At 63.5% G+C, this 20,491-nt stretch carries 19 protein-coding genes; 11 read left to right on the top strand and 8 right to left on the bottom strand.

The features are described 5' to 3' along the window. The coding region (locus B2V21_RS18465) for an SDR family NAD(P)-dependent oxidoreductase (RefSeq protein ID WP_286917645.1) at positions 1-385 on the bottom strand (385 nt) is incomplete at its 3' end. 225 nt (positions 386-610) lie between these two features. Between B2V21_RS18465 and B2V21_RS18470 the strand changes: the two genes are divergently transcribed. Continuing rightward, on the top strand, positions 611-889 hold the full coding sequence (locus B2V21_RS18470) for a hypothetical protein (RefSeq protein ID WP_286917646.1): 279 nt from the start codon (positions 611-613) through the stop codon (positions 887-889). A gap of 87 nt (positions 890-976) precedes the next feature. On the opposite strand, the gene B2V21_RS18475 is transcribed toward B2V21_RS18470, so the two are convergent. Beyond that, positions 977-1,882 (bottom strand): polyprenyl synthetase family protein, encoded by a 906-nt coding sequence (locus B2V21_RS18475; RefSeq protein WP_049859894.1) that lies wholly within the window; start codon positions 1,880-1,882, stop codon positions 977-979. Positions 1,883-2,106: 224 nt separating this feature from the next. Here B2V21_RS18475 and fni point away from each other — a divergent pair, with 224 nt between their 5' ends. From fni to B2V21_RS18500, 5 genes are read left to right on the top strand one after another with little or no spacing between them, the layout of a single operon-like run. Then, positions 2,107-3,153 carry a type 2 isopentenyl-diphosphate Delta-isomerase gene (gene fni / locus B2V21_RS18480; RefSeq protein ID WP_286917647.1) on the top strand — a complete coding sequence of 349 codons (1,047 nt, stop codon included), beginning with the start codon at positions 2,107-2,109 and terminating at the stop codon, positions 3,151-3,153. Further along, positions 3,150-4,424: a glycosyltransferase gene (locus tag B2V21_RS18485; protein WP_286917648.1), complete on the top strand. Its 1,275-nt coding sequence runs from the start codon at positions 3,150-3,152 to the stop codon at positions 4,422-4,424. Before fni ends, B2V21_RS18485 begins: the two co-directional genes overlap by 4 nt. Next, positions 4,421-5,596, top strand: a complete 1,176-nt coding sequence (gene crtY, locus B2V21_RS18490) for a lycopene beta-cyclase CrtY (RefSeq protein WP_286917649.1) — start codon at positions 4,421-4,423, stop codon at positions 5,594-5,596. Before B2V21_RS18485 ends, crtY begins: the two co-directional genes overlap by 4 nt. Continuing rightward, a complete protein-coding gene (locus tag B2V21_RS18495) occupies positions 5,583-7,073 on the top strand; it encodes a phytoene desaturase (RefSeq protein WP_286917650.1) in 1,491 nt (496 codons plus the stop codon). The genes crtY and B2V21_RS18495 overlap by 14 nt, the downstream gene beginning before the upstream one ends. Continuing rightward, on the top strand, positions 7,070-8,068 hold the full coding sequence (locus B2V21_RS18500; RefSeq protein WP_286917651.1) for a phytoene/squalene synthase family protein: 999 nt from the start codon (positions 7,070-7,072) through the stop codon (positions 8,066-8,068). Before B2V21_RS18495 ends, B2V21_RS18500 begins: the two co-directional genes overlap by 4 nt. On the opposite strand, the gene B2V21_RS18505 is transcribed toward B2V21_RS18500, so the two are convergent. From B2V21_RS18505 to B2V21_RS18515, 3 genes are all read right to left on the bottom strand, one after another. Continuing rightward, positions 7,950-8,519 carry a sterol desaturase family protein gene (locus tag B2V21_RS18505; RefSeq protein ID WP_286917652.1) on the bottom strand — a complete coding sequence of 190 codons (570 nt, stop codon included), beginning with the start codon at positions 8,517-8,519 and terminating at the stop codon, positions 7,950-7,952. The two genes, B2V21_RS18500 and B2V21_RS18505, sit on opposite strands and share 119 nt — an antisense overlap. A 55-nt stretch (positions 8,520-8,574) precedes the next feature. Further along, complete coding sequence (locus B2V21_RS18510) at positions 8,575-10,770, bottom strand: TonB-dependent receptor family protein (protein ID WP_286917653.1); 2,196 nt, start codon at positions 10,768-10,770, stop codon at positions 8,575-8,577. A 147-nt stretch (positions 10,771-10,917) separates the two neighbouring features. Continuing rightward, positions 10,918-11,127 (bottom strand): hypothetical protein, encoded by a 210-nt coding sequence (locus B2V21_RS18515; protein WP_049859888.1) that lies wholly within the window; start codon positions 11,125-11,127, stop codon positions 10,918-10,920. A gap of 244 nt (positions 11,128-11,371) precedes the next feature. Between B2V21_RS18515 and B2V21_RS18520 the strand changes: the two genes are divergently transcribed. The 5 genes from B2V21_RS18520 (at position 11,372) to B2V21_RS18540 (ending at position 16,119) form a co-directional block, all read left to right on the top strand. After that, on the top strand, positions 11,372-11,632 hold the full coding sequence (locus B2V21_RS18520) for a hypothetical protein (protein WP_049859887.1): 261 nt from the start codon (positions 11,372-11,374) through the stop codon (positions 11,630-11,632). A gap of 106 nt (positions 11,633-11,738) precedes the next feature. Continuing rightward, positions 11,739-12,005, top strand: a complete 267-nt coding sequence (locus B2V21_RS18525) for a DUF6555 family protein (protein ID WP_049859886.1) — start codon at positions 11,739-11,741, stop codon at positions 12,003-12,005. A gap of 256 nt (positions 12,006-12,261) precedes the next feature. Then, on the top strand, positions 12,262-13,833 hold the full coding sequence (locus tag B2V21_RS18530) for a sensor domain-containing diguanylate cyclase (RefSeq protein ID WP_286917654.1): 1,572 nt from the start codon (positions 12,262-12,264) through the stop codon (positions 13,831-13,833). A gap of 115 nt (positions 13,834-13,948) precedes the next feature. Further along, a complete protein-coding gene (locus B2V21_RS18535) occupies positions 13,949-15,175 on the top strand; it encodes a zinc-dependent alcohol dehydrogenase (RefSeq protein WP_049859884.1) in 1,227 nt (408 codons plus the stop codon). A gap of 89 nt (positions 15,176-15,264) precedes the next feature. Next, positions 15,265-16,119 (top strand): sugar phosphate isomerase/epimerase family protein, encoded by an 855-nt coding sequence (locus B2V21_RS18540; RefSeq protein WP_192066919.1) that lies wholly within the window; start codon positions 15,265-15,267, stop codon positions 16,117-16,119. Between the two features lie 248 nt (positions 16,120-16,367). On the opposite strand, the gene aroD is transcribed toward B2V21_RS18540, so the two are convergent. The 3 genes from aroD to glgX all read right to left on the bottom strand — a co-directional run. Then, positions 16,368-17,255: a type I 3-dehydroquinate dehydratase gene (gene aroD, locus B2V21_RS18545; protein ID WP_286917655.1), complete on the bottom strand. Its 888-nt coding sequence runs from the start codon at positions 17,253-17,255 to the stop codon at positions 16,368-16,370. A 94-nt stretch (positions 17,256-17,349) separates the two neighbouring features. Continuing rightward, positions 17,350-18,897: a GGDEF domain-containing protein gene (locus B2V21_RS18550; protein ID WP_286917656.1), complete on the bottom strand. Its 1,548-nt coding sequence runs from the start codon at positions 18,895-18,897 to the stop codon at positions 17,350-17,352. A gap of 262 nt (positions 18,898-19,159) precedes the next feature. Next, a partial coding sequence (glgX, locus tag B2V21_RS18555; RefSeq protein ID WP_286917657.1) for a glycogen debranching protein GlgX occupies positions 19,160-20,491 on the bottom strand: 1,332 nt, incomplete at its 5' end.

Raw genomic sequence — 20,491 nt, forward strand, 5'->3', positions numbered from 1 at the left:
CGGCATTGTTGACCAGCACGTCGATGCGACCGAAACGCTCGACTGTCTTCTCGACGATCGCCAGACACTGTTCCCGCTCGGCCAGGTCGCCCGGCAACAGCAGGCACTGGCGTCCGGCTTCCTCGACGTAGCGCGCCGTGTCCTTGGCGTCCTCGTGCTCGTCGAGGTAGGAGATCACCACGTCGGCGCCTTCACGGGCGTAGGCAATGGCCACGGCGCGACCGATACCGCTGTCACCGCCGGTGATCAGAGCGACCTTGTTGGCCATGCGGCCCGAACCCTTGTAACTGGTTTCGCCACAATCGGGCAGCGGATTCATCTTCGACTGCGTGCCCGGCACCGATTGCTGCTGCGGCTCGAACGGCGGAGTTGGATAGTTGGCCATGTGTACCTCGAAAGTTGACGGGAAGCCTTGGCCGATTCGACAGAGGCTGTACCTCGTTGCCGAAACGACACAGTGTGCAAAGTCGACTTCCCTACCGGCGCAAAAGTTTGATTTTTCGCCCAACCGATTCACCGTGCCCCGTGCAGACGCAGGGAATCTCTCGCGCCAGGTCGAGTCACAACCCTGTAAGCGATGCATTTTCATTCAGCAGCCAGAGAGGCATTCATGAGCAACGTCGAACTCGAGCACGAAGTACTCACCCGTTTGCTGCACGCGCATCCCCATGGCCTGGGCAAGGAAATCCTCGACAACTATCGCGGTGAAAAGGCCGTCGCGGGGATGATCAAGACGCTGCAGGAAAGAGGTCTGATCCAGGGCAAGCCGGTAACGGTCGAGGACCATGAACCGGCGCTGGAATACCCGATCAAGCTCAGCAGCTCGGGCGTTGAAGCCGCGAAGAAACATGATGTCGAGAAAGGCAGCAATCCGCACGCCGCCTCGTAAGAACGCGTCGTTGCGAAGGGCATCAAGTCAGCTTGATGCCCTTTTCATTTGTCATGTGGAAAAGCGACGCTGCCCAAAGGCGAACGCTCAGGCGCAGGTCGCGGCCTTGACGAAAATCAGCTGCAGAAAACGGCTGATGTGATGATCCTGGGTATAGGCATCGGCCAGGCAGGCGCGGGCCTTGTCCAGATGATCCTGCAGACGCCGCTTCACTTCATCTTCCCCGCACAGGGCCATGAAGGTCGACTTGCCGTCGTCCTTGCCCAGGTCTTTCGCCATGTCCGGGCTGCGATCATGCAGGTCGTCGTAGAGCTGGAACGCCTGCCCCAGCTCCAGGGCGAAACACTGCAGCACGGCGCGCGTGGGCGGTGGCGCATCGCTGATCAGATAGGCCATGTCCATGATCGCGCTGAACAGCACGCCCGTTTTCAGATTGTTGGTGGCGGCGATCTCTTCGGCGGTTCGCGGATGCAGCCCGTCACGCAGATCCTGCAACTGACCACGTGCCAGGCCATGAGCACCGATGGCGTTGGCCAGGATCTCCACCAGTTGCGTGCGAATCAACGGCTTCAGCCCTTCGATCCCCGCTACCACCGCAAAGGCCCGTGACAACAGGGCCACGGCGGCCAGAATGGCAACGTCTTCACCAAAGGCCAGGTGCGTGGTGACGCGACCGCGTCGCAGCTTCGCGTCATCCATGCAAGGCATGTCGTCGAGCACCAGGGACGCGGCGTGCACCATCTCCACGGCGCAGCCCAGGTCCAGCGCCGCCTGGTCGCTGGCGCCCAGCCCGTTCGAAGCCAGGATCAACAGGATCGGACGCATCCGCTTGCCCGGCGCCAGGGCACCGTCGCGCATCGCCGTGGCCACCAGATCGCGCTCGTTGCTCGCCACGGGCAGCAAGGCGTCCAGCCGCGCTTCGATGGTGCAGCGCAGCAAGGCCATGTGCTCGGTAAAACCAGTATCGCTGGTCGCGGGCGTATCAGCTGTCATCGTTCCCTCTATTCTTGTTTCGAGTCCTGCGGGGCAGCCGGGGACGAGATTTCGGCAGGGTTCGGTCCGGGGGCAAACGTTCGCAAACAAGGAACGACTGCTCACCGCCGGTGCCTGAGCCTGTGAAGATGGACATACGTTATGCGAATATGAGCGCGCCGTACAACTCTCTACCATGGACAGACCGCAGGCAGCCGTAAATGATCCTGAGCAATGGAGCTGACATGAAGCCCGACGAGTTGAGTCGACGCAAGGATGACCATCTGGACATCGTCCTGGATCCGCTCAGGGCGATCACGCGCATGGGCGCGGGCTGGGACACTATTCAGTTCGAGCATTGTGCCTTGCCTGAGCTGGACCTTGCAGACATTGACCTGCGCAGTTCCCTGCTCGGCATCGACCTGCAGGCGCCGATGCTGATCAGCTCCATGACCGGCGGCGCCTTTCGTGCCGTCGCGATCAACCGGCATCTGGCCGAAGCGGCGCAGGCCCTGGGCATTGCCATGGGAGTGGGTTCGCAACGTGTAAGTTTGCAGACCGGCAACGACCAGGGGCTCACCCGCGAGCTGCGGCGCATCGCCCCGGACATCCCGCTGCTGGCCAACATCGGTGCAGCGCAGTTGCTCGAAAACGGTGGCATGGACCTGGCCCAGCGCGCGGTCGACACCTTGGAAGCCAGCGGTTTGATCATCCATCTCAACCCGCTGCAGGAGGCCGTTCAGCCCGAAGGTGACCGTCACTGGCGCGGCGTGCTCGCGCAGATCGCCCGGGCGGTGACGGTGCTCAAGGTGCCAGTGGTAATCAAGGAAGTCGGTGCCGGGCTCTCCGCCAGCGTGGCGCAAACCCTGGTCGAGGCCGGTGTGCAGGTCATCGATGTGGCCGGTGCGGGCGGGACCAGTTGGGCTGCGGTCGAAGGCGAACGCGCAACCCGGGCAGCGGACCGCGCGGTGGCCATGGCCTTCGCCGGCTGGGGCATTCCCACCGCCACCTGCGTGCAGACGGTCCGTCAGGCGCTGCCCGACGTACGCTTGATCGCTTCGGGCGGCGTGCGCGATGGCGTCGATGCGGCCAAGGCCATCCGCCTCGGTGCCGACCTCGTCGGTCAGGCCGCCAGTGTGTTGCCGGGCGCTACGCTGTCTACGGAAGCTGTGATCGAACACTTCGAAGTGGTCATTCGCCAGCTTCGCGTGGCCTGTTTCTGCACCGGTTCGGCCAATCTGGCGGGGCTGCGCCATGCCCGTCTGCTCGATCCGCAGGCTCTGCCTCGATGAGTCATTTCGGCGTTGTCGCACCCGCCTATTACAGTCATTTCCACGCGTTGCAGGCGCTGGCCCAGGAGCTGATGCAGCGCGGTCATCGAGTCACCTTCTTTCACCAGGCCGACGCGGCGCGTTGGGTCACGGCCCCCGGCATCGGCTATTGCGTGCTGGGCGCCGCCAGCCACCCGCCCGGCAGCCTGCAACGCAGTCTGCGCCTGGCGGCCAGCCCTGGCACACCCTGGGGCCTGCGGCAGATCATCGAGCAGTTGGCTGCCACTACACGCATGTTCTGCGACGAGCTGCCGGCCGCCCTGGCGCAACACGGTGTCGACGCGCTGCTGTGCGATCAAATGGAAGCGGGCGGTGGCCTGGTCGCAGAAAGCCTGGGGCTGCCCTTCGTCTCGATCGCCTGCGCCCTGCCGGTCAACCGCGAGCCGGGCCTGCCGCTGCCAGTGATGCCGTTCGCCTACGGCACCGACGAGCGCAGCCTGCACATGTACCGCGGCAGTACGCAGGTCTACGACTGGCTGATGAAGCCCCATGCCCGCGCCATCCAGGACGCCTCGAAAGCCCTCGGACTGGCGCCGCGCAGCGCTCTGCACGAGTGCCTTTCGCCGTTGGCGCAGATCAGCCAGACGCTGGCGGGCTTCGACTTCCCTCGTCAGGCTGCGCCGCCACATCTGCACGCGGTCGGTCCGCTGCGCACCGCCACCGCGGCAACCATAGGCAGTTGGTCGATCAACCCAGGGCGCCCGTTCGTCTTCGCCAGCCTGGGCACCCTGCAGGGCCAGCGTCTGGGCATGTTCGAGCAGATCGCCAAGGCTTGCCGACAACTCGACGCCCAACTGCTGGTCGCCCACTGCGGTTTGCTCGATGCAGCGGCCGAAACACGCCTGGCTGCGCTCGGCGCCACCTGGGTCACTGATTTCGCCCCGCAACAGTGGGCGCTGGAACAGGCCGATGCAGTGGTCACCCACGGCGGACTGAACACCGTGATGGATGCCATCGCCAGTGCCACCCCAATGCTGGTGATGCCCATCGCTTTCGACCAGCCCGGCGTGGCCGCGCGAGTCCGCCATCATGGCCTGGGCCTGCAGTTGCATCGCCGCGCCCGCTCGCCGCGCATCGCCCAGGCGCTGGGTGATGTCCTGGCCCTGTCAACCCAGCCCTTTGCTCGCTTGAGCGCGGAACTGGCCAGCGCAGGCGGCACGCTGAACGCAGCCGACATCATCGAAACCGCAATAAACACACGACAGCCCGTATTGGCCGGAGCCTTGGCATGACGTACGACCTGATCCTGGCCGGCGCCGGCCTGGCCAATGGCCTGATCGCCTGGCGCCTGCGCCAGGCGCGTCCGGAGCTGAACATCCTGTGCATCGATGCGCAGCAGAGTCTGGGGGGCAACCATACCTGGTCCTTTCACGATGGCGACCTCACCGCCGAGCAGCATCACTGGATCGAGCCGCTGGTGGTCAAGCGCTGGTCCAGCTACCAGGTGCATTTCCCCCAGGTTTCTCGGGTGCTCGACAGTGGCTACGCCAGCATCACCAGCGAGCGCTTCGCCGAGATCATCACCCAGGCGTTGGGCGACCGACTGCGCCTGGGTGAAACCATCACCGAACTGGGCCCGCGCCACGTGCGCCTGGCCAGTGGCGAGATGCTGGAGGCCGGTGCGGTCATCGACGGTCGCGGGGTTAGGCCCAGCCCACACCTCGTGCTCGGCCAGCAGGCGTTCGTCGGCCAATTGCTGCGACTGGAGCAGCCGCACGGGTTGCTCGGGCCGATCATCATGGACGCCCGGGTGGATCAGGGTGATGGCTACCGCTTCGTCTATGTACTGCCCTTTTCGGCCGATACCGTGCTGGTGGAAGACACTCACTATGTAGATCGCCATACCCTGAGCACCGAGCAGCTGCGCGAGCACATCGGCGAGTACGTGCGCTGGCAAGGCTGGACGGTCGCCGAGTGCCTGCGCGAAGAACAGGGCGTGCTGCCGATTACCCTGGCCGGCGACTTCGAGGCGTTCTGGCAGCAAGCGTCTGGCCAGCCGCTGTCCGGCCTGCGCGCCGGCCTGTTTCACTGCACCACCGGCTATTCGCTGCCCCACGCGGTGCGCCTGGCCCAGTGGCTGGCGCAACAGCCAGTCATGGACGCCGATCGCCTGTTCACCGGCATCCGCGACCACGCCCGCCAGCAGTGGAACGACCAAGGTTTCTACCGTCTGCTCAACCGCATGTTGTTCCTCGCGGGAAGGCCCCAGGACCGCTGGCGGGTCATGCAGCGTTTCTATCGTTTGTCGCCCGCGTTGATCAGCCGTTTCTACGCAGGCCAAAACCACTGGCGTGACCGCGCCCGCATTCTCGTCGGCAAGCCGCCCGTGCCCGTCGACGAGGCCGTGCGCGCCGCCCTCAGATCTTCTCCCCGGCAGTTCGAGAACCCACATGAATCCAGCTAAAACCGCCATCGTCATCGGCGCAGGCTTCGGCGGCCTGGCCCTGGCGATCCGCCTGCAGGCCGCAGGCATCCACACCACCCTGCTGGAGAAGCGCGACCAGCCCGGGGGACGAGCCTATGTGTATCGCGACCAGGGCTTCACCTTCGATGCCGGCCCGACGGTGATCACCGACCCCACGGCCATCGAAGAGCTGTTCACCCTCAGTGGCAAGCGCATGGCCGACTACGTCGACCTGCTCCCGGTCAAGCCGTTCTACCGCCTGTGCTGGGAAGACGGCACGAAGTTCGACTATGCCAACGACCAGGCCGAACTGGACCGCCAGATCCATGCCCTGAACCCACCGGACGTGGCCGGCTACCAGCGCTTCCTGGCCTACTCCCAGGCGGTGTTCAAGGAAGGCTACCTCAAGCTGGGTGCGGTACCGTTCCTGTCGTTTCGCGACATGCTGCAGGCCGGACCGCAACTGGCACGCCTGCAGGCCTGGCGCAGCGTGTATTCGATGGTGTCGAGCTTCATCGAACACGATCAGTTGCGCCAGGCGTTCTCGTTTCACTCCTTGCTGGTGGGCGGCAACCCGTTTGCCACCTCTTCGATCTACACCTTGATCCATGCGCTGGAGCGCGAATGGGGTGTGTGGTTTCCCAAGGGCGGGACGGGGGCGCTGGTGCAAGGCATGGTCAAGCTGTTCCAGGACCTGGGCGGCACCCTGGAGTTGAATGCGGAAGTGGCCGGCATCGACGTCGAGAACAATCGGGCCACGGCCGTGCATGCCCGTGACGGTCGCAGCTGGCGCGCCGATTGCCTGGCCTCCAACGCCGACGTGGTGCACACCTACGCCGACCTGCTGGGCAAACACCCGCGTGGTCGACGCGAGGGCAAGCGCCTCAAGGGCAAGCGTTTCAGCAACTCGCTGTTCGTCATCCATTTCGGCCTGAAACGCCCGCAGCCGCAGTTGCAGCACCACACGGTGTGCTTCGGTGCGCGCTATCAGGCGCTGATCCACGAAATCTTCAACGGCGCCGAACTGGCCTCGGACTTCTCGCTGTACCTGCACGCGCCCTGTGTGACGGATCCCAGCCTGGCGCCGCCGGGCTGTTCCAGCCACTACGTGTTGTCGCCGGTACCGCACCTGGGCAACGCCGCCATCGACTGGTCGGTGCAGGGGCCGCTGTATCGCGACCGCATTTTCGAATACCTGGAAAAGCACTACATTCCTGGCCTGCGCGAAGACCTGGTGACCTGCCGTATCTTCACCCCGGATGATTTCCAGACCGAACTCAATGCGCACCTGGGCTCGGCGTTCTCCCTGGAGCCGGTGCTGCAGCAGAGCGCCTGGTTCCGCCCGCACAACCGCGACGCGCAGTTGAACAACGTCTACCTAGTCGGCGCCGGCACCCACCCCGGCGCCGGCGTACCGGGGGTGATCGGTTCGGCCAAGGCGACCGCCGGGCTGATGATCGCGGACCTGCATCCATGAGCACCTCGGCGCCGGATCCGGCGCTGCGCGAGCATGCCGAACAGAGCATCGCGGTGGGCTCGAAAAGCTTCGCCGCAGCCGCCAAGCTGTTCGACGAACGCACCCGGCGCAGCGCGGTGATGCTATACGCCTGGTGTCGCCATTGCGACGACGTGATCGATGGTCAGCAGGCCGGTCACGACGCCGTGTCAATCACCCCGCAGGAGGCACAGCGCCGCCTGGCGCTGCTGCAGGCCCAGACCCATGCGGTCTATGCAGGGGTGCCCGCGAGCGAGCCGGCCTTTGCCGCGTTCGCCGAAGTGGTGCGCGAGCACGACATTCCCGAGCACAATGCCCTGGAGCATCTGGCCGGCTTCGAAATGGACGTGCTGGACCGCCGTTATCACACTCAGGACGACACGCTGCAGTATTGCTACCACGTCGCAGGCGTCGTTGGTCTGATGATGGCGCGGGTCATGGGCACTCATGACCCGCGCACCCTGGATCGCGCCTGCGATCTGGGGCTGGCGTTTCAGTTGACCAACATCGCCCGCGATATCGTCGAGGATGCGCGCATCGGTCGCTGCTATCTGCCGGCGCAGTGGCTGGAAGAACTGAACATTCCGCTGCAGGACCTGGCGGCGCCCGAGCATCGGCCGGCGGTGGCGGTGTTGGCACGGCGTCTGGTCGACCTGGCCGAGCCTTACTACGCCAGCGCCCAGGCGGGCCTGGCCGCCCTGCCCTGGCGTTCGGCCTGGGCCGTAGCGACTGCGGCGGCCGTGTACCGGCAGATCGGGGTCAAGGTGGTTGCGGCAGGCAGTCATGCCTGGGACACCCGTGTCTCGACCTCCAAGGCCGAAAAGCTGGCAGCGGTCAGCCAGGGATGGTGGCGTGCGGTCAGCGCTCGCTGGCGGCAGTGGCCGAAGCGTTCGACTCAGCTGTGGAACCGGCCTCGTCCGCCTTGCGCAGAGGCCCTTGGTGCAACGCCCGCAACTGAGCGCGCAAGCGCGTCGTAGACGGCGCGAACAGAAAGCCGAAGGACACGCAGCGGTCCTTGCCCTCGACCGCGTGGTGCATCAGGTGCGCCTGGTACAGGCGCTTGAGGTAACCGCGGCGCGGCACCAGATGGAACGGCCAGCGCCGATGCACCAGACCGTCATGGACGACGAAGTACAACGCGCCGTAGGCGGTCATGCCGGCGCCGATCCATTCCAGCGGATGCAGACCCTGGGTCCCCAGGGCAATCAGCACGATCGCCAGCCCCGCGAACACCACCGCATACAGGTCGTTCTTCTCGAACCAGCCGGTGCGCGGCTCGTGGTGGGAGCGGTGCCAGCCCCAGCCCCAGCCATGCATGAGGTACTTGTGGGCCAGGTAGGCAACGCCTTCCATGGCCGCCAGAGTGATGAAGAAAACCAGGCTGTTGAGAATCACTGCTGCGCTCTGCCAAGACGGATTGACCGCCATCTTAACGCAACCGGCCCACCCGTGGCGTCACGCCGGCCGGCTGCTCATCGGCTGCTCAGCGCAGGCTCCACGAGACGCCGGCGTAGACACCCCGGCCATCGCCCGGCGTGGAACGTGAAAAATCGCGGCCCTGGTCGTCGTAGCCGGGGGTGACCGTGCTGGCGTAACGCTTGTTGGTCAGGTTGCGCAGGTCCACCCAGGTCTGCCAGCTTTCATCCGGCGCCGAGTAGCCCAGACTGGCGCCGAACAGTGTGTAGGCCGCCGCATGGTAGGAGTTGGCGTAGTCCACAGCGATGCGCGAGGCGTGCTGCACGTTGAAACCGGTGTAGACGCCGCTGGGGTGGTCGTAGCGCAATTCGGCTTGATAGTAATGTTGAGGCAGGCCAGGCAGCCGGTTATTGCCGAAACGCGCGTCGTCACGGTAGTGGAAATCGCTGTAGGTGTAGGTCTGGCGCAAACCCAGACGTCCGGCCTGCTGCCCCTCCCACAATGGGCTGTCCAGGGCCATCTCGACGCCCTGATGGACCGTCGGGCTGGCATTCGCCTCGCCGATCACCTGCGAGGTGGTGGCCGTGGCGGCCTGGGTTTCGACACTGAGCAGCTCATGGCGGACCTGCGAGTAATACCAGGCCAGATCCCAGCGGCCGAACCAGGCATCGCCACGCCCACCCAGCTCCAGAGTGGTCGCGCTCTGGTTGTCGAGCTCCACGCCATTGCTCTGCAAACCCGTCGCCGCGCCGCTGCCCGGCGCGAAGTAGCGGTTGGAGCCCCAGATCATCGACCAGGGGTGTGGCGGTTCCACCGAACGGCTGAGGTTGCCGAACACCTGCACCTTCGGGCTGTAGTCGTAGCGCAAACCCAGGCGGGGCGCGTAGTCCCAGGCGTGCTGGCTGACCCGGTCATGGGTCACCGGGTAGCTGACCTCCGTCTCGCGACGGGTGTACAGCGCGGCTAGCCCCGTGGTGAGCCAGAGATCGGGCACCAGTTCCAGCTCGTTGCTGATATACACCGTATGGTCGGAGCCTTGATAGCTGTAGTCCCGGGTGCGGGTGCCGGGCGCATACCCGGCCGTGTTGCCGACCGGTACCCGGACGAATTCCGACACGCCGGAATTGGGCAATGCCTTGGTGCTGCGCCACCCCACGGTAGTTTTGCTGGCATGGCCGAGCAGCACGTCCTGGCGCACATAGTTCAAGGTGCCGCTGACATCGGTGTAGGCCACCTTCATGCGGTTGGTGCCTTCGCGCAGGTCCATCGGATAGTCGTGATAGACCAGACCGGCTGCCAGGCGGGCATCGTCGTCAAGGTGCCAGGTGGTCTTGTTGGCCAACCAGGTACTGCCCGGTTGAATGCGCTTGGAATCGCGTGCCAGGTTCAAGGCGTTGGCCGCGCGGGGATCATGGGCGATCTGCGCCCGCGTCAGCTTGCCCGGGGTGTCGTTGTCGGTCTCGCGATAGCGGAAGAAGAAGCGCGTTTCCAACTGCGGACTGAAACGGTAGCCGAAGTTGCCTGCCGCACCACGGCTGCCACCTGCGCTTTGATCCTGGAAGCCGTCGTAGCTGGAATCGGTCACGCTGAAATAGTAATCGGCATCACCCAGCACCTGGCCAGAACTGATCTGACGCTTGCTGTAGCCATGACTGCCGACCTCGTAGCGCAGCTGCAACTTGGCCGCATCGTAACCGGTGTGCATCACGTAGTTGATGGCACCGCCCAAGGCCAGCGCGCCGCGATCGAAGCCATTGGCCCCGCGCAGCACTTCCACGCGGCTCAGCCACAAGGGCTCCAGCAATTCGTAAGGCGTGCCGCCCGGACCGGTCAGCGGCAGGCCATCGAACATCTGGTACAGCCCCGACGAATGCGCCCCCGGCCCACGGTTGATACCCGAACCGCGAATGGAGATCTTCGCGCCCTCGTTGTTGGCGGCGCGGGCGTAGATACCTGCCTGGTTGCTGAACAGATCCTCGTTGCCCGAGAGCCTGCCGCGCCCGACGGCGGCGGTGTCGATCAGGTTGCTGGCGCCTGGCACCGAACGCAGTGCCAGGTCGGCTTCGTCGATCTCGCTCAGGCGTGCCTCGCTGACTTCCACGGCCTGCAACTCCATCACCTGCGCCGCCAGGGCGGCGCTGGGGGCGCCAAACAAGGCGGCCAGGCCCAGCACTGGCCATGCCGGCGCGCGAGGCGTGGTACAGGTGGAAAGGCAATGCAGACGGTCCCGGACGCGAAGACGGGACGCAGACGGTTGCGGCATGAAACACATCCTTGAAAAGCGGTACGCCCGGGCGGCACTCCCGGACTGGCAGATAACGAGGCCCCACCTGGGGTGGCCATTGGGGAGGATTGACGTTCGCGCGAGCGCTTTAAGCACATCGGGGGGTGAAAAGGAGGTCTGCGTCGATCACGGCTCGCTGCGCAGCGCATTGAGATAATGCGTGCCCTTGACGGTGAGAGCCAGGCGCGTGCGACCGTCCCCGGTCACCGTGGTCACGATATAGCCGACCAGCAGCAAGGCGCGCAGAGCAAAGCCGTCCTCACTGGTGAAGGCTTGCCATTGGGCGCCCTCTATCAGCGTCAGCAACCGCTTGTAGTTGGCCTGGTCTTCGGTCATCAGTGCCCAGCCTCCATTGCGTCCATTGCAAGTGCGGCCAGCTTACTCAAAAGCATCGGCCAAGGCATCGAAAAACACTTTTGGATGTCCAACGGTGTAGCGATGAAAATGCGTAAAGGGAAGTCGAAAAACTGATGGCATTGAACAGGCGCTTTCAGCCACTATCAGCTATAGCTCTTACAGCCCCGGGCGTTTTGCCCGTTTCCTCACTGCCTCCTCAACACCGTCCGTCAAGGGTGATTCCATGGCTTCCATCGAAACGGTACTCGCCGGGCTCGACCCGCCGCTGAAACACGAAACCGAACTCCACGATGGCCTGCTGAAACTGACGCTGACCGACCCCAACGTTCCAGCCCATGTAGAGCGCAGTCTTTCGCCGCGTGAATACGAAGACATCATTCTGTTTCGGCTGCTGGTGCTGCATGCGGTCAATGAAATTCGCGGCAAGGGTTCCCATGCGCCGCTGGAAGTGATGCCCGACATCGAATGGGCCGCCCGCACCTGATTGCAGAGGGCTTGCCAGGTATCCGGCAACTCGTCGCCGTCCTGCACATTTTCTGAATCTTTCCTGCGTGTCACAACTCAATGATGAGTCAACGCAGGAGATCACCATGCCGAACCCAACGCTGTTCATCATTGACTACAGGCTCCATGGAGCGGAAAAGTCGTTCATCATTCGTCTACCCACGCTGAACAATGCCGATGCCTGGCATTGGGCGAGCTGTGACGCAGGGGTCGGTGTCATCCCCAAGTTCGGCCGCGAACGGGTGCAGAAGGTTAGCAAGCCCAAAGCCGAGCAGTATGGGATTACCGATGTGCGCTGGAGGCCGTCCGGCCAACAGGCGCGCGAAGAAGCAGGGACCGAAGCAGCGCATTGAGTCGCACGATCTCCGCTTCGCCGCGCGCCTGCCGTGTCAGCCGCATCTGCATGACCCTGTAGGGGGATGCCCACGCAGCCCCCTCAGTCTCCCGGAAGAGTCTCACTCGTCCACTGTTTGCACCATTGAACCCTCCCAACCTTCCGACCTCGATACCGCTGAGCTAGTCTGCCACTGACACGCTCATTTACCGCATTGTCGAAAATGCAGCACAGGACACCTCGCGCCGCGACAGAGCGCAGCCATGAGGCCTTTCATGCCAGGACGCAATCCGCTACATGCCACGAGCGACGAAAGCGCCGAGCCATTATCTCGGCACGCGGGGCGCAATTCGGCCCTGTTTCGTCTCACCGTAACGTTCATCGTGCTGGTCATCTTCACCTTCGTGGGCGTCGAAGGCTGGCGCGCCTGGCGCGACTACCAGCAGGCGTTCGCCACCGCCCGCGATTCGGTCACCAACCTGGCCCGCGCCACGGCCCAGCATGCCGAAGATGCGATTCGCCAGGTCGACGTACTGACCGACGCCCTGGGCGAGCGCGTGCAAGGTGACGGCCTGCAGAACATGGACGTGCCGCGCATTCATGCGCTGATGCAGCAACAGGCGCGGATCATGCCGCAGTTGCATGGGCTGTTCATCTACGACGCCAGCGGACAATGGGTGGTGACCGACAAGACCGGTACGCCAGAGGCGGCCAACAACGCCGACCGCGACTACTTCAACTACCATCGCACCCACACCGATCCGAACGTGCGCATCAGCGACGTGGTGCGCAGCCGTTCGACGGACGAATACATCCTGCCGATCTCGCGCCGACTCAATAACCCGGACGGCAGCTTCGCCGGGGTGCTGCTGGGAACGATTCGGGTCAGCTACTTCGTCGACTATTATGGCGACTTCAAGATCGACGATCGCGGCGCGCTGGTCCTGGCGCTGCGCAACGGCCGGATCCTGGTGCGGCGCCCGCTCCTTGCGCCGGTGCTGGGCAAGACGCTGGAAGACAGCGAAATCTTCAAACGCTATCTGCCGGTGGCCGACGAAGGCGTGGTCGAGGTCAAGGCGGTGGTCGACAACACCTACCGCCTGTATGCCTACCGCGCATTGACCAGCTATCCGCTGGTGGTGGAAGCCGGGCTGTCGCGCGAATCCTACATCGGCCCCTGGCGGCGCGACCTGCTCAAGACCGGCCTGGTGCTGCTGGTGCTGATCGCTGGCTTGAGTGGCTTCGGCATGATCGTGCTCAAGCAGCTGCGCGAACGCATCGCCATCGAGGAGGAACTGCGCCAGGCCCATCAGATCATGCGTGACATGGCGCTGACCGACAGCCTCAGCGGTCTGGGCAATCGGCGGCGGCTGGACATGGCCCTGGGGGCCGAAATCGGCCGCGCTCGGCGACAGCGCGGCTGGCTGGCGCTGATCATGCTCGATGTCGACTACTTCAAACGCTACAACGATCGCTATGGCCATGCAGCCGGCGACCGCTGCCTGCGCCAGGTGGCCGACGCCATCGTGAAGGTGCTCAAGCGCCCTACCGACCTGGCCGTGCGCTATGGTGGCGAAGAGTTCACCGTGCTGCTTCCGGGTACCGATCTGGAAGGCGCGGGCGTGGTTGCCGAGGCGATCCTGCAGGCCATTCGCGACTTGGGCGTCGAACACCTGGATCATCCTGCGGGACACGTCACGGTCAGCGCCGGCATCACCGCCGCCCAGCCGGCAGTGGAATGGGTCACGGCCGCGCAAATGCTGATAACCGCCGATGCCTGCCTGTACACCGCCAAACACAAAGGCCGCAATCGCTGGCACGCCTGCGCCACTCAGAGCGGAACGTGACCAGTGTGTCGACCCGATCCGACGAGCCCATTGGACACATCGGCTTGAACTTCCCGTGTTTCGTATACCTCTGCTACTTACACCCCCCGATTCCGATCAAGAGGCTACGCGAACAATGAGAGCACTCACCTACCACGGCGCTCACGACGTCAAAGTCGACACGGTTCCCGATCCAGAGCTTCAGGATGCCGACGACATCATCCTGCGTGTCACGGCCACCGCCATCTGCGGCTCGGACCTGCACCTGTACCGAGGCAAGATTCCCACGGTCGAACATGGCGACATCTTCGGCCATGAATTCATGGGCATCGTCGAAGAAGTTGGCTCAGCGGTGACCGCGGTCAGCCCGGGCGATCGCGTGGTCATTCCTTTCGTCATCGCCTGCGGCAGCTGCTTCTTCTGCAACATCGATCTTTTCGCTGCCTGCGAAACCACCAACACCGGTCGCGGTGCGATCTTGAACAAGAAGTCGATTCCATCGGGCGCAGCGCTGTTCGGTTTCAGTCATCTGTACGGCGGCGTGCCAGGCGGCCAGGCCGAATACGTGCGCGTGCCCAAGGCCAATACAGGCCCGTTCAAGGTGCCTGGCACCCTGTCGGATGAAAAAGTGCTGTTTCTGTCGGACATTCTGCCCACTGCCTTCCAAGCCGTGAAAAACACCGAGATCGGCAAGGGTTCTAGCATCGCCATCTACGGCGCTGGCCCGGTCGGTCTGCTGTGCGCTGCCGTCGCGCGGATGCTGGGCGCCGAGCGCATCTTCATGGTCGACCATCACCCCTACCGCCTGGCCTATGCGCAACAGGCCTATGGGGTGATCCCGATCAACTTCGATGAAGACGACGATCCAGCCGATACCATCATCCGTCAGACGCCAGGCTCGCGCGGCGTGGATGGCGTTGTGGATGCAGTGGGCTTCGAAGCCAAGGGCAGCACCACCGAAACCGTGCTCGCCGCCCTCAAGCTTGAAGGCAGCAGCGGCAAGGCGTTGCGCCAGTGCATCGCGGCCGTGCGCCGCGGCGGCGTGGTCAGCGTGCCGGGCGTGTACGCCGGCTTCATCCACGGCTTCCTGTTCGGCGATGCGTTCGACAAGGGCTTGACCTTCCGCATGGGCCAGACTCACGTTCAGCGCTACCTGCCCGAGCTGCTCGAGCACATCGAAGCGGGCCGCTTGACGCCCGAGACGATCATCACCCACCGCATGTCCCTGGAACAGGCGGTCGAAGGCTACAAGATCTTCGACAAGAAGGAAGAGGATTGCCGCAAGGTCATTCTCACACCCGGCTCGCCGACCATTGAAGCGCCCATTGTAGAACCTGTCGCCGGTGTCGTACCCGCGCTCTGAAGCACCGCACCACGAGGCCGAGCTCTGCTCGGCCTTGCTTTGTCCGGCCCACGGCGATTGGGCTTTCATGCAGCAGCACAGAGGTCACCATGCAACGCTTGGCACTGAGTCAGATCACCACCCAACCCCTCACCCTCGAACAAGACCTGCAACTGTGCCAGCGTCTGGGCTGCGGCCTGGAACTGGCAGAAAAGAAGCTCTCCGAAGACCCCGCACGCGCACGGGAGCAATTGGCTCACGTGCGCGCCAGCGGCGTTCGGGTGACCTCGATCCAGCCCCGCACCCTGACCATTTTCCCTTCAGCTTCAGCGCCCGAGCCGCAAGCCCCAGACGTGCGTCTGGCGCAACTGATGAACTCGGTCGATCTGTTCAGCGAATTCTTTCCCGGCCTGGCACTGGTCACCAACACCGGCGCCGACGCGCAGGGCAATGAAGCATTGGTCTGGACACAGTGCGTCGAGCACTACCGGACACTGGCCGAGCACGCGAGTGAGAAAGGGATGCTCATCGCACTCGAAGCGTTGGCGCCTTCATTGATGAACCAGAATTCCATTCTGTTCGCCTTCGGTCAGGCCCGTGAAATGGCGCACGCCGTCGCACGGCCCGCCTTCGGCCTGTGCCTGGACCTGTACAACAGCTGGCAGGACCCCAGCCTGCTCGACACCCTCGATGCCGACAAGCTGTTCATCGTGCAACTGGCCGACTGGCGCCGTCCGCAATCGCTGCACGACCGACGTGCCGTGGGCGACGGCGCTATTCCCCTGCAAGCGCTTCTTCGACGACTGGTCGATGTGGGCTACGCAGGCGAGTACGTGCTCGAGATCTTTTCCGAGTCGGTCAGCGATTCGCTCTGGAAGGACGCGCCCACTGTGATTCAGGCCGTGGAGCGCAGCGTCGTGGCGTTCGACGACATTCGCCAAGGGATTCTCGGACCACATGCCTAGGCGCTTGGCAGGCACAGAACGACGCACAAGATACTGGCGTCACATGAAATGAAACGAGCACTGCGAGCCGCTGTCTAGAGCAGTAACAACCCATTACCGTGAGTCATCCCTATGTTGAAGTTTCTTGGCAGCACCGTCGGCATCATCTTCCTGATCGGCCTGGTCGTGGTCATCGGCCTGTTCAAGCTGGTCTTCTGATTCCTGCCGGGGCGCTCATCGAGCGCCCCTGTCCGCCCCAGCTGCTCCTTTCAGCTCTGCGAACCCTGCTCCACTACGTCCAATACGTTCCGTACCGCAGCTGCCTCCAGCTGTCCCGGCGCCGATACCTGGCCCAGGCTTGCGTAGGTCAGGGCTGATCCGCTCAACTGCCCCGCCAACCGCGACAACACGCCTAACGGCCCCATCGACATGGTCAGCAATGGACGCTTGGCATAGTGAGCCTGCATGTGCTGACTGGCCGCCATTAGCGTCAATACGTCCGCCTTGCTGTTGGGCATCACGGCGATCTTGAGAATGTCGGCGCCCAACGCCTGTTGCCGGCGCAAACGCTCGACGATGACATCGTGGCCGGGCGTCGCGTTGAAATCATGGTTAGACAGCACCACGGCTACACCCCGTTCATGGGCCAGCGTGACGATGTTCTCGACGGCCGCCTGTGGCTTCATCATCTCCACGTCCAACAGATCGACATGACCGGTGTGCAGCAGCTCGGCGTACAGGTTGAAATACGTGGCATCGGCCAGCTCACGCTCACCCCCCTCCTCCTTGCTGCGCCAAGTGACGAGTAGAGGCTTGCCGTCCAGTACACCCACCAGACGAGCCAGCAACGGCTTCATCCGTTCGCCCAGGTGGCCCTGTGGATGATGATCCAAACGCAGTTCAGCCATGTCCACCTGTGACGCAGCGCCGATGTCACGAGCCTGATCAAGCGCTTCACGGTCGGTTGAGGCGGTGATGGACGCGATGATCTTGGGTGCGCCTTCGCCGATCCGCAATGATCCAACGGTCAGCACAGCGCTTCCCGGTGCCGCCGAGGGGACCTGCAAGGCCGCGGGCTGGGCGGCGAAAGCGACTGATGACAAGGGCATGCTGGCAGCGGCGACGGCGCTGCCCACGAGAAAACGACGACGTTGCACGGCACGTCCTCCAGAACACCGGCCTTCCAGGCTGGAAGGCGCGCAATAGAGCATTCGAGGGGCTCGCCGCGTGGTGGTTCAAGAAGACTGCCGCTCAGGCCGCACCCGCCATGGCCACGCCCTGCCGACCCTCAAGCTTGACATGGTACATGGCCTTGTCCGCCGCCTTGAGCAACGTATCGAGGTCTTCCCCGTGCACAGGGCACAGGGAAATCCCGATGCTGCCCGACAGCGACAACTGGCCTACGCAGGTGGCGATTGGCTGCTCGATTGCGTGCAGCAGCTGTTGCGCCTTGAGGATCACGCTATCCGGGTTGGCCAAGTCCGAGACCAAGGCCACGAACTCGTCGCCGCCGTAGCGCGCTACCGTGTCATAGTCACGAATCGCCTCGCGCATGCGCTTGGCCAACGTCTGCAAGACCTGGTCACCCACCGCATGACCTCGTTCATCGTTGATCTGCTTGAAGTGGTCGAGGTCGATCAACATCACCGCAAAGGGAATGCCCTGCTCCGTCCACTGGCTCAGCGCCTGGGCGAAGCGATCCGCCAGCAGGTAGCGGTTGGGCAACTGCGTCAATACGTCATGGGTGGCCAGGAACGCCGAACGCTCGTGTTCGAGTGCGGCTGCCTCGATAGCCGAAAAGTGCCTGACCAGCACCAGCGGCACCAATACCAGACTCGCCAGCAGCACGCTGAGGATCACCAGCACTTCGGGCCCCAGCACATCCGCCAGGCTCAGCTGTCGCTGGAAGGTCAAGGACAGCGGTTGCGTCGGGCTGTCGACGAATACGTCATCGGTCAGCCGCGGCAAGACCAGTTCGTCCCACCAACGGCTCTGCGCTGCCTCCATGGCCACGACCTGGGTGTTGTGATCATCGCTGCGCAACCGTGCGCTGACAGCCACTCGCGGATCGTTGTTGTGGCGCACGATCGCCCCCAGCAGCGCGTCGGTCTTGATCACCAGCATGGCGACCATCGTGCTGCCGAAGAAGTTGGGCAGCGTGTTCTGAGCGTCCTCTTCGGGGCGCAACACCGATTTCATCAGAATGTAGGCATCGCCCCCTTCATACAACGCGAAAACGGGCGTCGCCACCGGCACAGAACTCTGGTGGATACGCACCAGGGCATTGCTCAGATACGGTACGGTCTCAAGCCTCACCCCGTAGATCACGTTGGTCTCCGGCAACTGCGGCGACATGAAGAGGATCGGCCATGTCGTGTTCATGCCACTGCGGGAATCGACCACAGGCGCAGGCGGTGTGAAATCCTTCAACTGAAAATCCGGCAACCAGGTGCGCCGCAACAGGGCCGCGAAATTGCACTGCTCGTCCTGAGGCACACTGCGCGCCACTTCCAGCATGTAGATGTGCGGATAGGCCGCCAGCACGGCGGCGCCATAGCGAGCGGCCGCATCGGTATCGCTCTGCTTGACCGCCTGCAGGAACGCGGCAAACCCGGCCAGCACCGCATCGTTGGTGTCGAGCTGGTTGCGGACACTGCTCGCGATGCTTTGTACGTACTCGGAGAAACGGGTTTCCTGCCGCTGAATTTCCGAGCGCAACAGAGAAAACGCCGAGAATGCGATCAAACCGAGCGCCAGGCCAATAAAACCTGAGAGCGATGGGCGGCGTCTGATCAACATCGTGGCAATATCCAACGCACAGGCGTGCACAGACAGTGAGGGTGAGAATCGTCGAAAGGATCATGCTGGCGCACGACAGGCTCGTTCCACGATAGGCATGGCGGCGGATTGCATGAGCAATCGCCCTTGCCTCGAAAGCTAGCAAATTGCCATCTTAGCGTCTACAGCGGGTTGTCACCCTTTTGCAATCAGAAAGGCACAACGACAAACGCCCCGATGCAGTCAGTCGATGACCGCATCGGGGCGTTTGGATATTACCTTGTTAACGACGCTTCTTGGTCGCTGGCTTGGCCAGTTCGAACATCAGCACCGAACGCCCGGTGACGGCGTACTCGGTACCGAAATCAAACGACTCGCCTGCCTCGAAGTCAGTCTGGTTGGTATCCAACTGCAGAATCCAACGCTTGCCTTCCGGTACTTCCGGCAGGGTGAAGCCGACCACGTCATGGTGCGCGTTGACCACGATCAACAGCGAATGGTCGACCCCGGCGCGGCGGATACCACTGGCCTGAGTGCGACCGTCGAGCAGGATACCCATGCAGCGGTTGCTGCCGTCCTGCCACTGCTCGACACCCATTTCGCTGCCGTTGGGCTGGATCCAGCTGACGTCCTTGATACCCAGGCTTTCGTCGTAGGCACCCGTGAAGAAGCGATTGCGGCGCAGCAGCGGGTAGCGGTTGCGCAGCTCGATCAGGTACTTGACGAAGTCCTGCAGCTCGGTGCTCTGCTCGCTGATGTTCCAGTCCACCCAGCCGATCTCGCTGTCCNNGTCCTGGCAATAGGCGTTGTTGCTGCCACCCTGGGTACGCGCGAACTCGTCGCCGGCCAGCAGCATAGGGGTGCCTTGGGCGAGGAACAGCGTCGCCAGCAGGTTACGCATCTGGCGGTAGCGCAGAGCGACGATTTCCGGATCGTCCGTCGGGCCTTCGACACCGCAGTTCCACGAGCGGTTGTCGGAGTGACCGTCGCGGTTGTCTTCACCATTGGCTTCGTTGTGTTTCTCGTTGTACGACACCAGGTCGTTCAAGGTGAAACCATCGTGAGCGGTGATGAAGTTGACCGACGACGCCGGCTTGCGGCCGCGACGGTTGAACTGGTCGCCCGAGCCCAGGAAGATTTTCGCGAAATCGCCGAGCATCTCGTCGTCGCCCTTCCAGAACGCGCGGGAGATGTCGCGGAACTTGTCGTTCCATTCCATCCAGCCCGGCGGGAAGTTGCCCACCTGGTAGCCGCCCGGACCGCAGTCCCAAGGCTCGGCGACCAGCTTGACCTTGGCCAGCACCGGATCCTGACGGCAGGCGTCGAGGAAGCCGCCGCCTTCGCTGAAGCCATGGGCTTCGCGGCCCAGAATGGTCGCCAGGTCGAACCGGAAACCGTCCACGCCCATTTCCGAACTCCAGTAGCGCAGGGAGTCGGTGACCATCTGCAGGACGCAGGGGTGGCTCATGTTCAGGGTGTTGCCGGTGCCGGTGTCGTTGATGTAGTAACGCGCATCGTCTGGCATAAGGCGGTAGTAGTTGGCGTTGTCGATACCCTTGAGCGACAGGGTCGGGCCCATCTCGTTGCCTTCGGCCGTGTGGTTGTAGACCACGTC

The sequence above is a fragment of the Pseudomonas sp. UBA6276 genome (assembly GCF_002438365.1).
Taxonomy (GTDB): Bacteria; Pseudomonadota; Gammaproteobacteria; order Pseudomonadales; family Pseudomonadaceae; genus Aquipseudomonas; species Aquipseudomonas coleopterorum.

Bases quoted from the DNA above. Each gene is read 5' to 3' on its own strand.
- B2V21_RS18470 (WP_286917646.1), top strand. From the start codon at position 611: ATGAGCAACGTCGAACTCGAGCACGAAGTACTCACCCGTTTGCTGCAC.
- B2V21_RS18475 (WP_049859894.1), bottom strand. From the start codon at position 1,882: ATGACAGCTGATACGCCCGCGACCAGCGATACTGGTTTTACCGAGCAC.
- fni (WP_286917647.1), top strand. From the start codon at position 2,107: ATGAAGCCCGACGAGTTGAGTCGACGCAAGGATGACCATCTGGACATC.
- B2V21_RS18485 (WP_286917648.1), top strand. From the start codon at position 3,150: ATGAGTCATTTCGGCGTTGTCGCACCCGCCTATTACAGTCATTTCCAC.
- crtY (WP_286917649.1), top strand. From the start codon at position 4,421: ATGACGTACGACCTGATCCTGGCCGGCGCCGGCCTGGCCAATGGCCTG.
- B2V21_RS18495 (WP_286917650.1), top strand. From the start codon at position 5,583: ATGAATCCAGCTAAAACCGCCATCGTCATCGGCGCAGGCTTCGGCGGC.
- B2V21_RS18500 (WP_286917651.1), top strand. From the start codon at position 7,070: ATGAGCACCTCGGCGCCGGATCCGGCGCTGCGCGAGCATGCCGAACAG.
- B2V21_RS18505 (WP_286917652.1), bottom strand. From the start codon at position 8,519: ATGGCGGTCAATCCGTCTTGGCAGAGCGCAGCAGTGATTCTCAACAGC.
- B2V21_RS18510 (WP_286917653.1), bottom strand. From the start codon at position 10,770: ATGCCGCAACCGTCTGCGTCCCGTCTTCGCGTCCGGGACCGTCTGCAT.
- B2V21_RS18515 (WP_049859888.1), bottom strand. From the start codon at position 11,127: ATGACCGAAGACCAGGCCAACTACAAGCGGTTGCTGACGCTGATAGAG.
- B2V21_RS18520 (WP_049859887.1), top strand. From the start codon at position 11,372: ATGGCTTCCATCGAAACGGTACTCGCCGGGCTCGACCCGCCGCTGAAA.
- B2V21_RS18525 (WP_049859886.1), top strand. From the start codon at position 11,739: ATGCCGAACCCAACGCTGTTCATCATTGACTACAGGCTCCATGGAGCG.
- B2V21_RS18530 (WP_286917654.1), top strand. From the start codon at position 12,262: ATGCCAGGACGCAATCCGCTACATGCCACGAGCGACGAAAGCGCCGAG.
- B2V21_RS18535 (WP_049859884.1), top strand. From the start codon at position 13,949: ATGAGAGCACTCACCTACCACGGCGCTCACGACGTCAAAGTCGACACG.
- B2V21_RS18540 (WP_192066919.1), top strand. From the start codon at position 15,265: ATGCAACGCTTGGCACTGAGTCAGATCACCACCCAACCCCTCACCCTC.
- B2V21_RS18550 (WP_286917656.1), bottom strand. From the start codon at position 18,897: ATGTTGATCAGACGCCGCCCATCGCTCTCAGGTTTTATTGGCCTGGCG.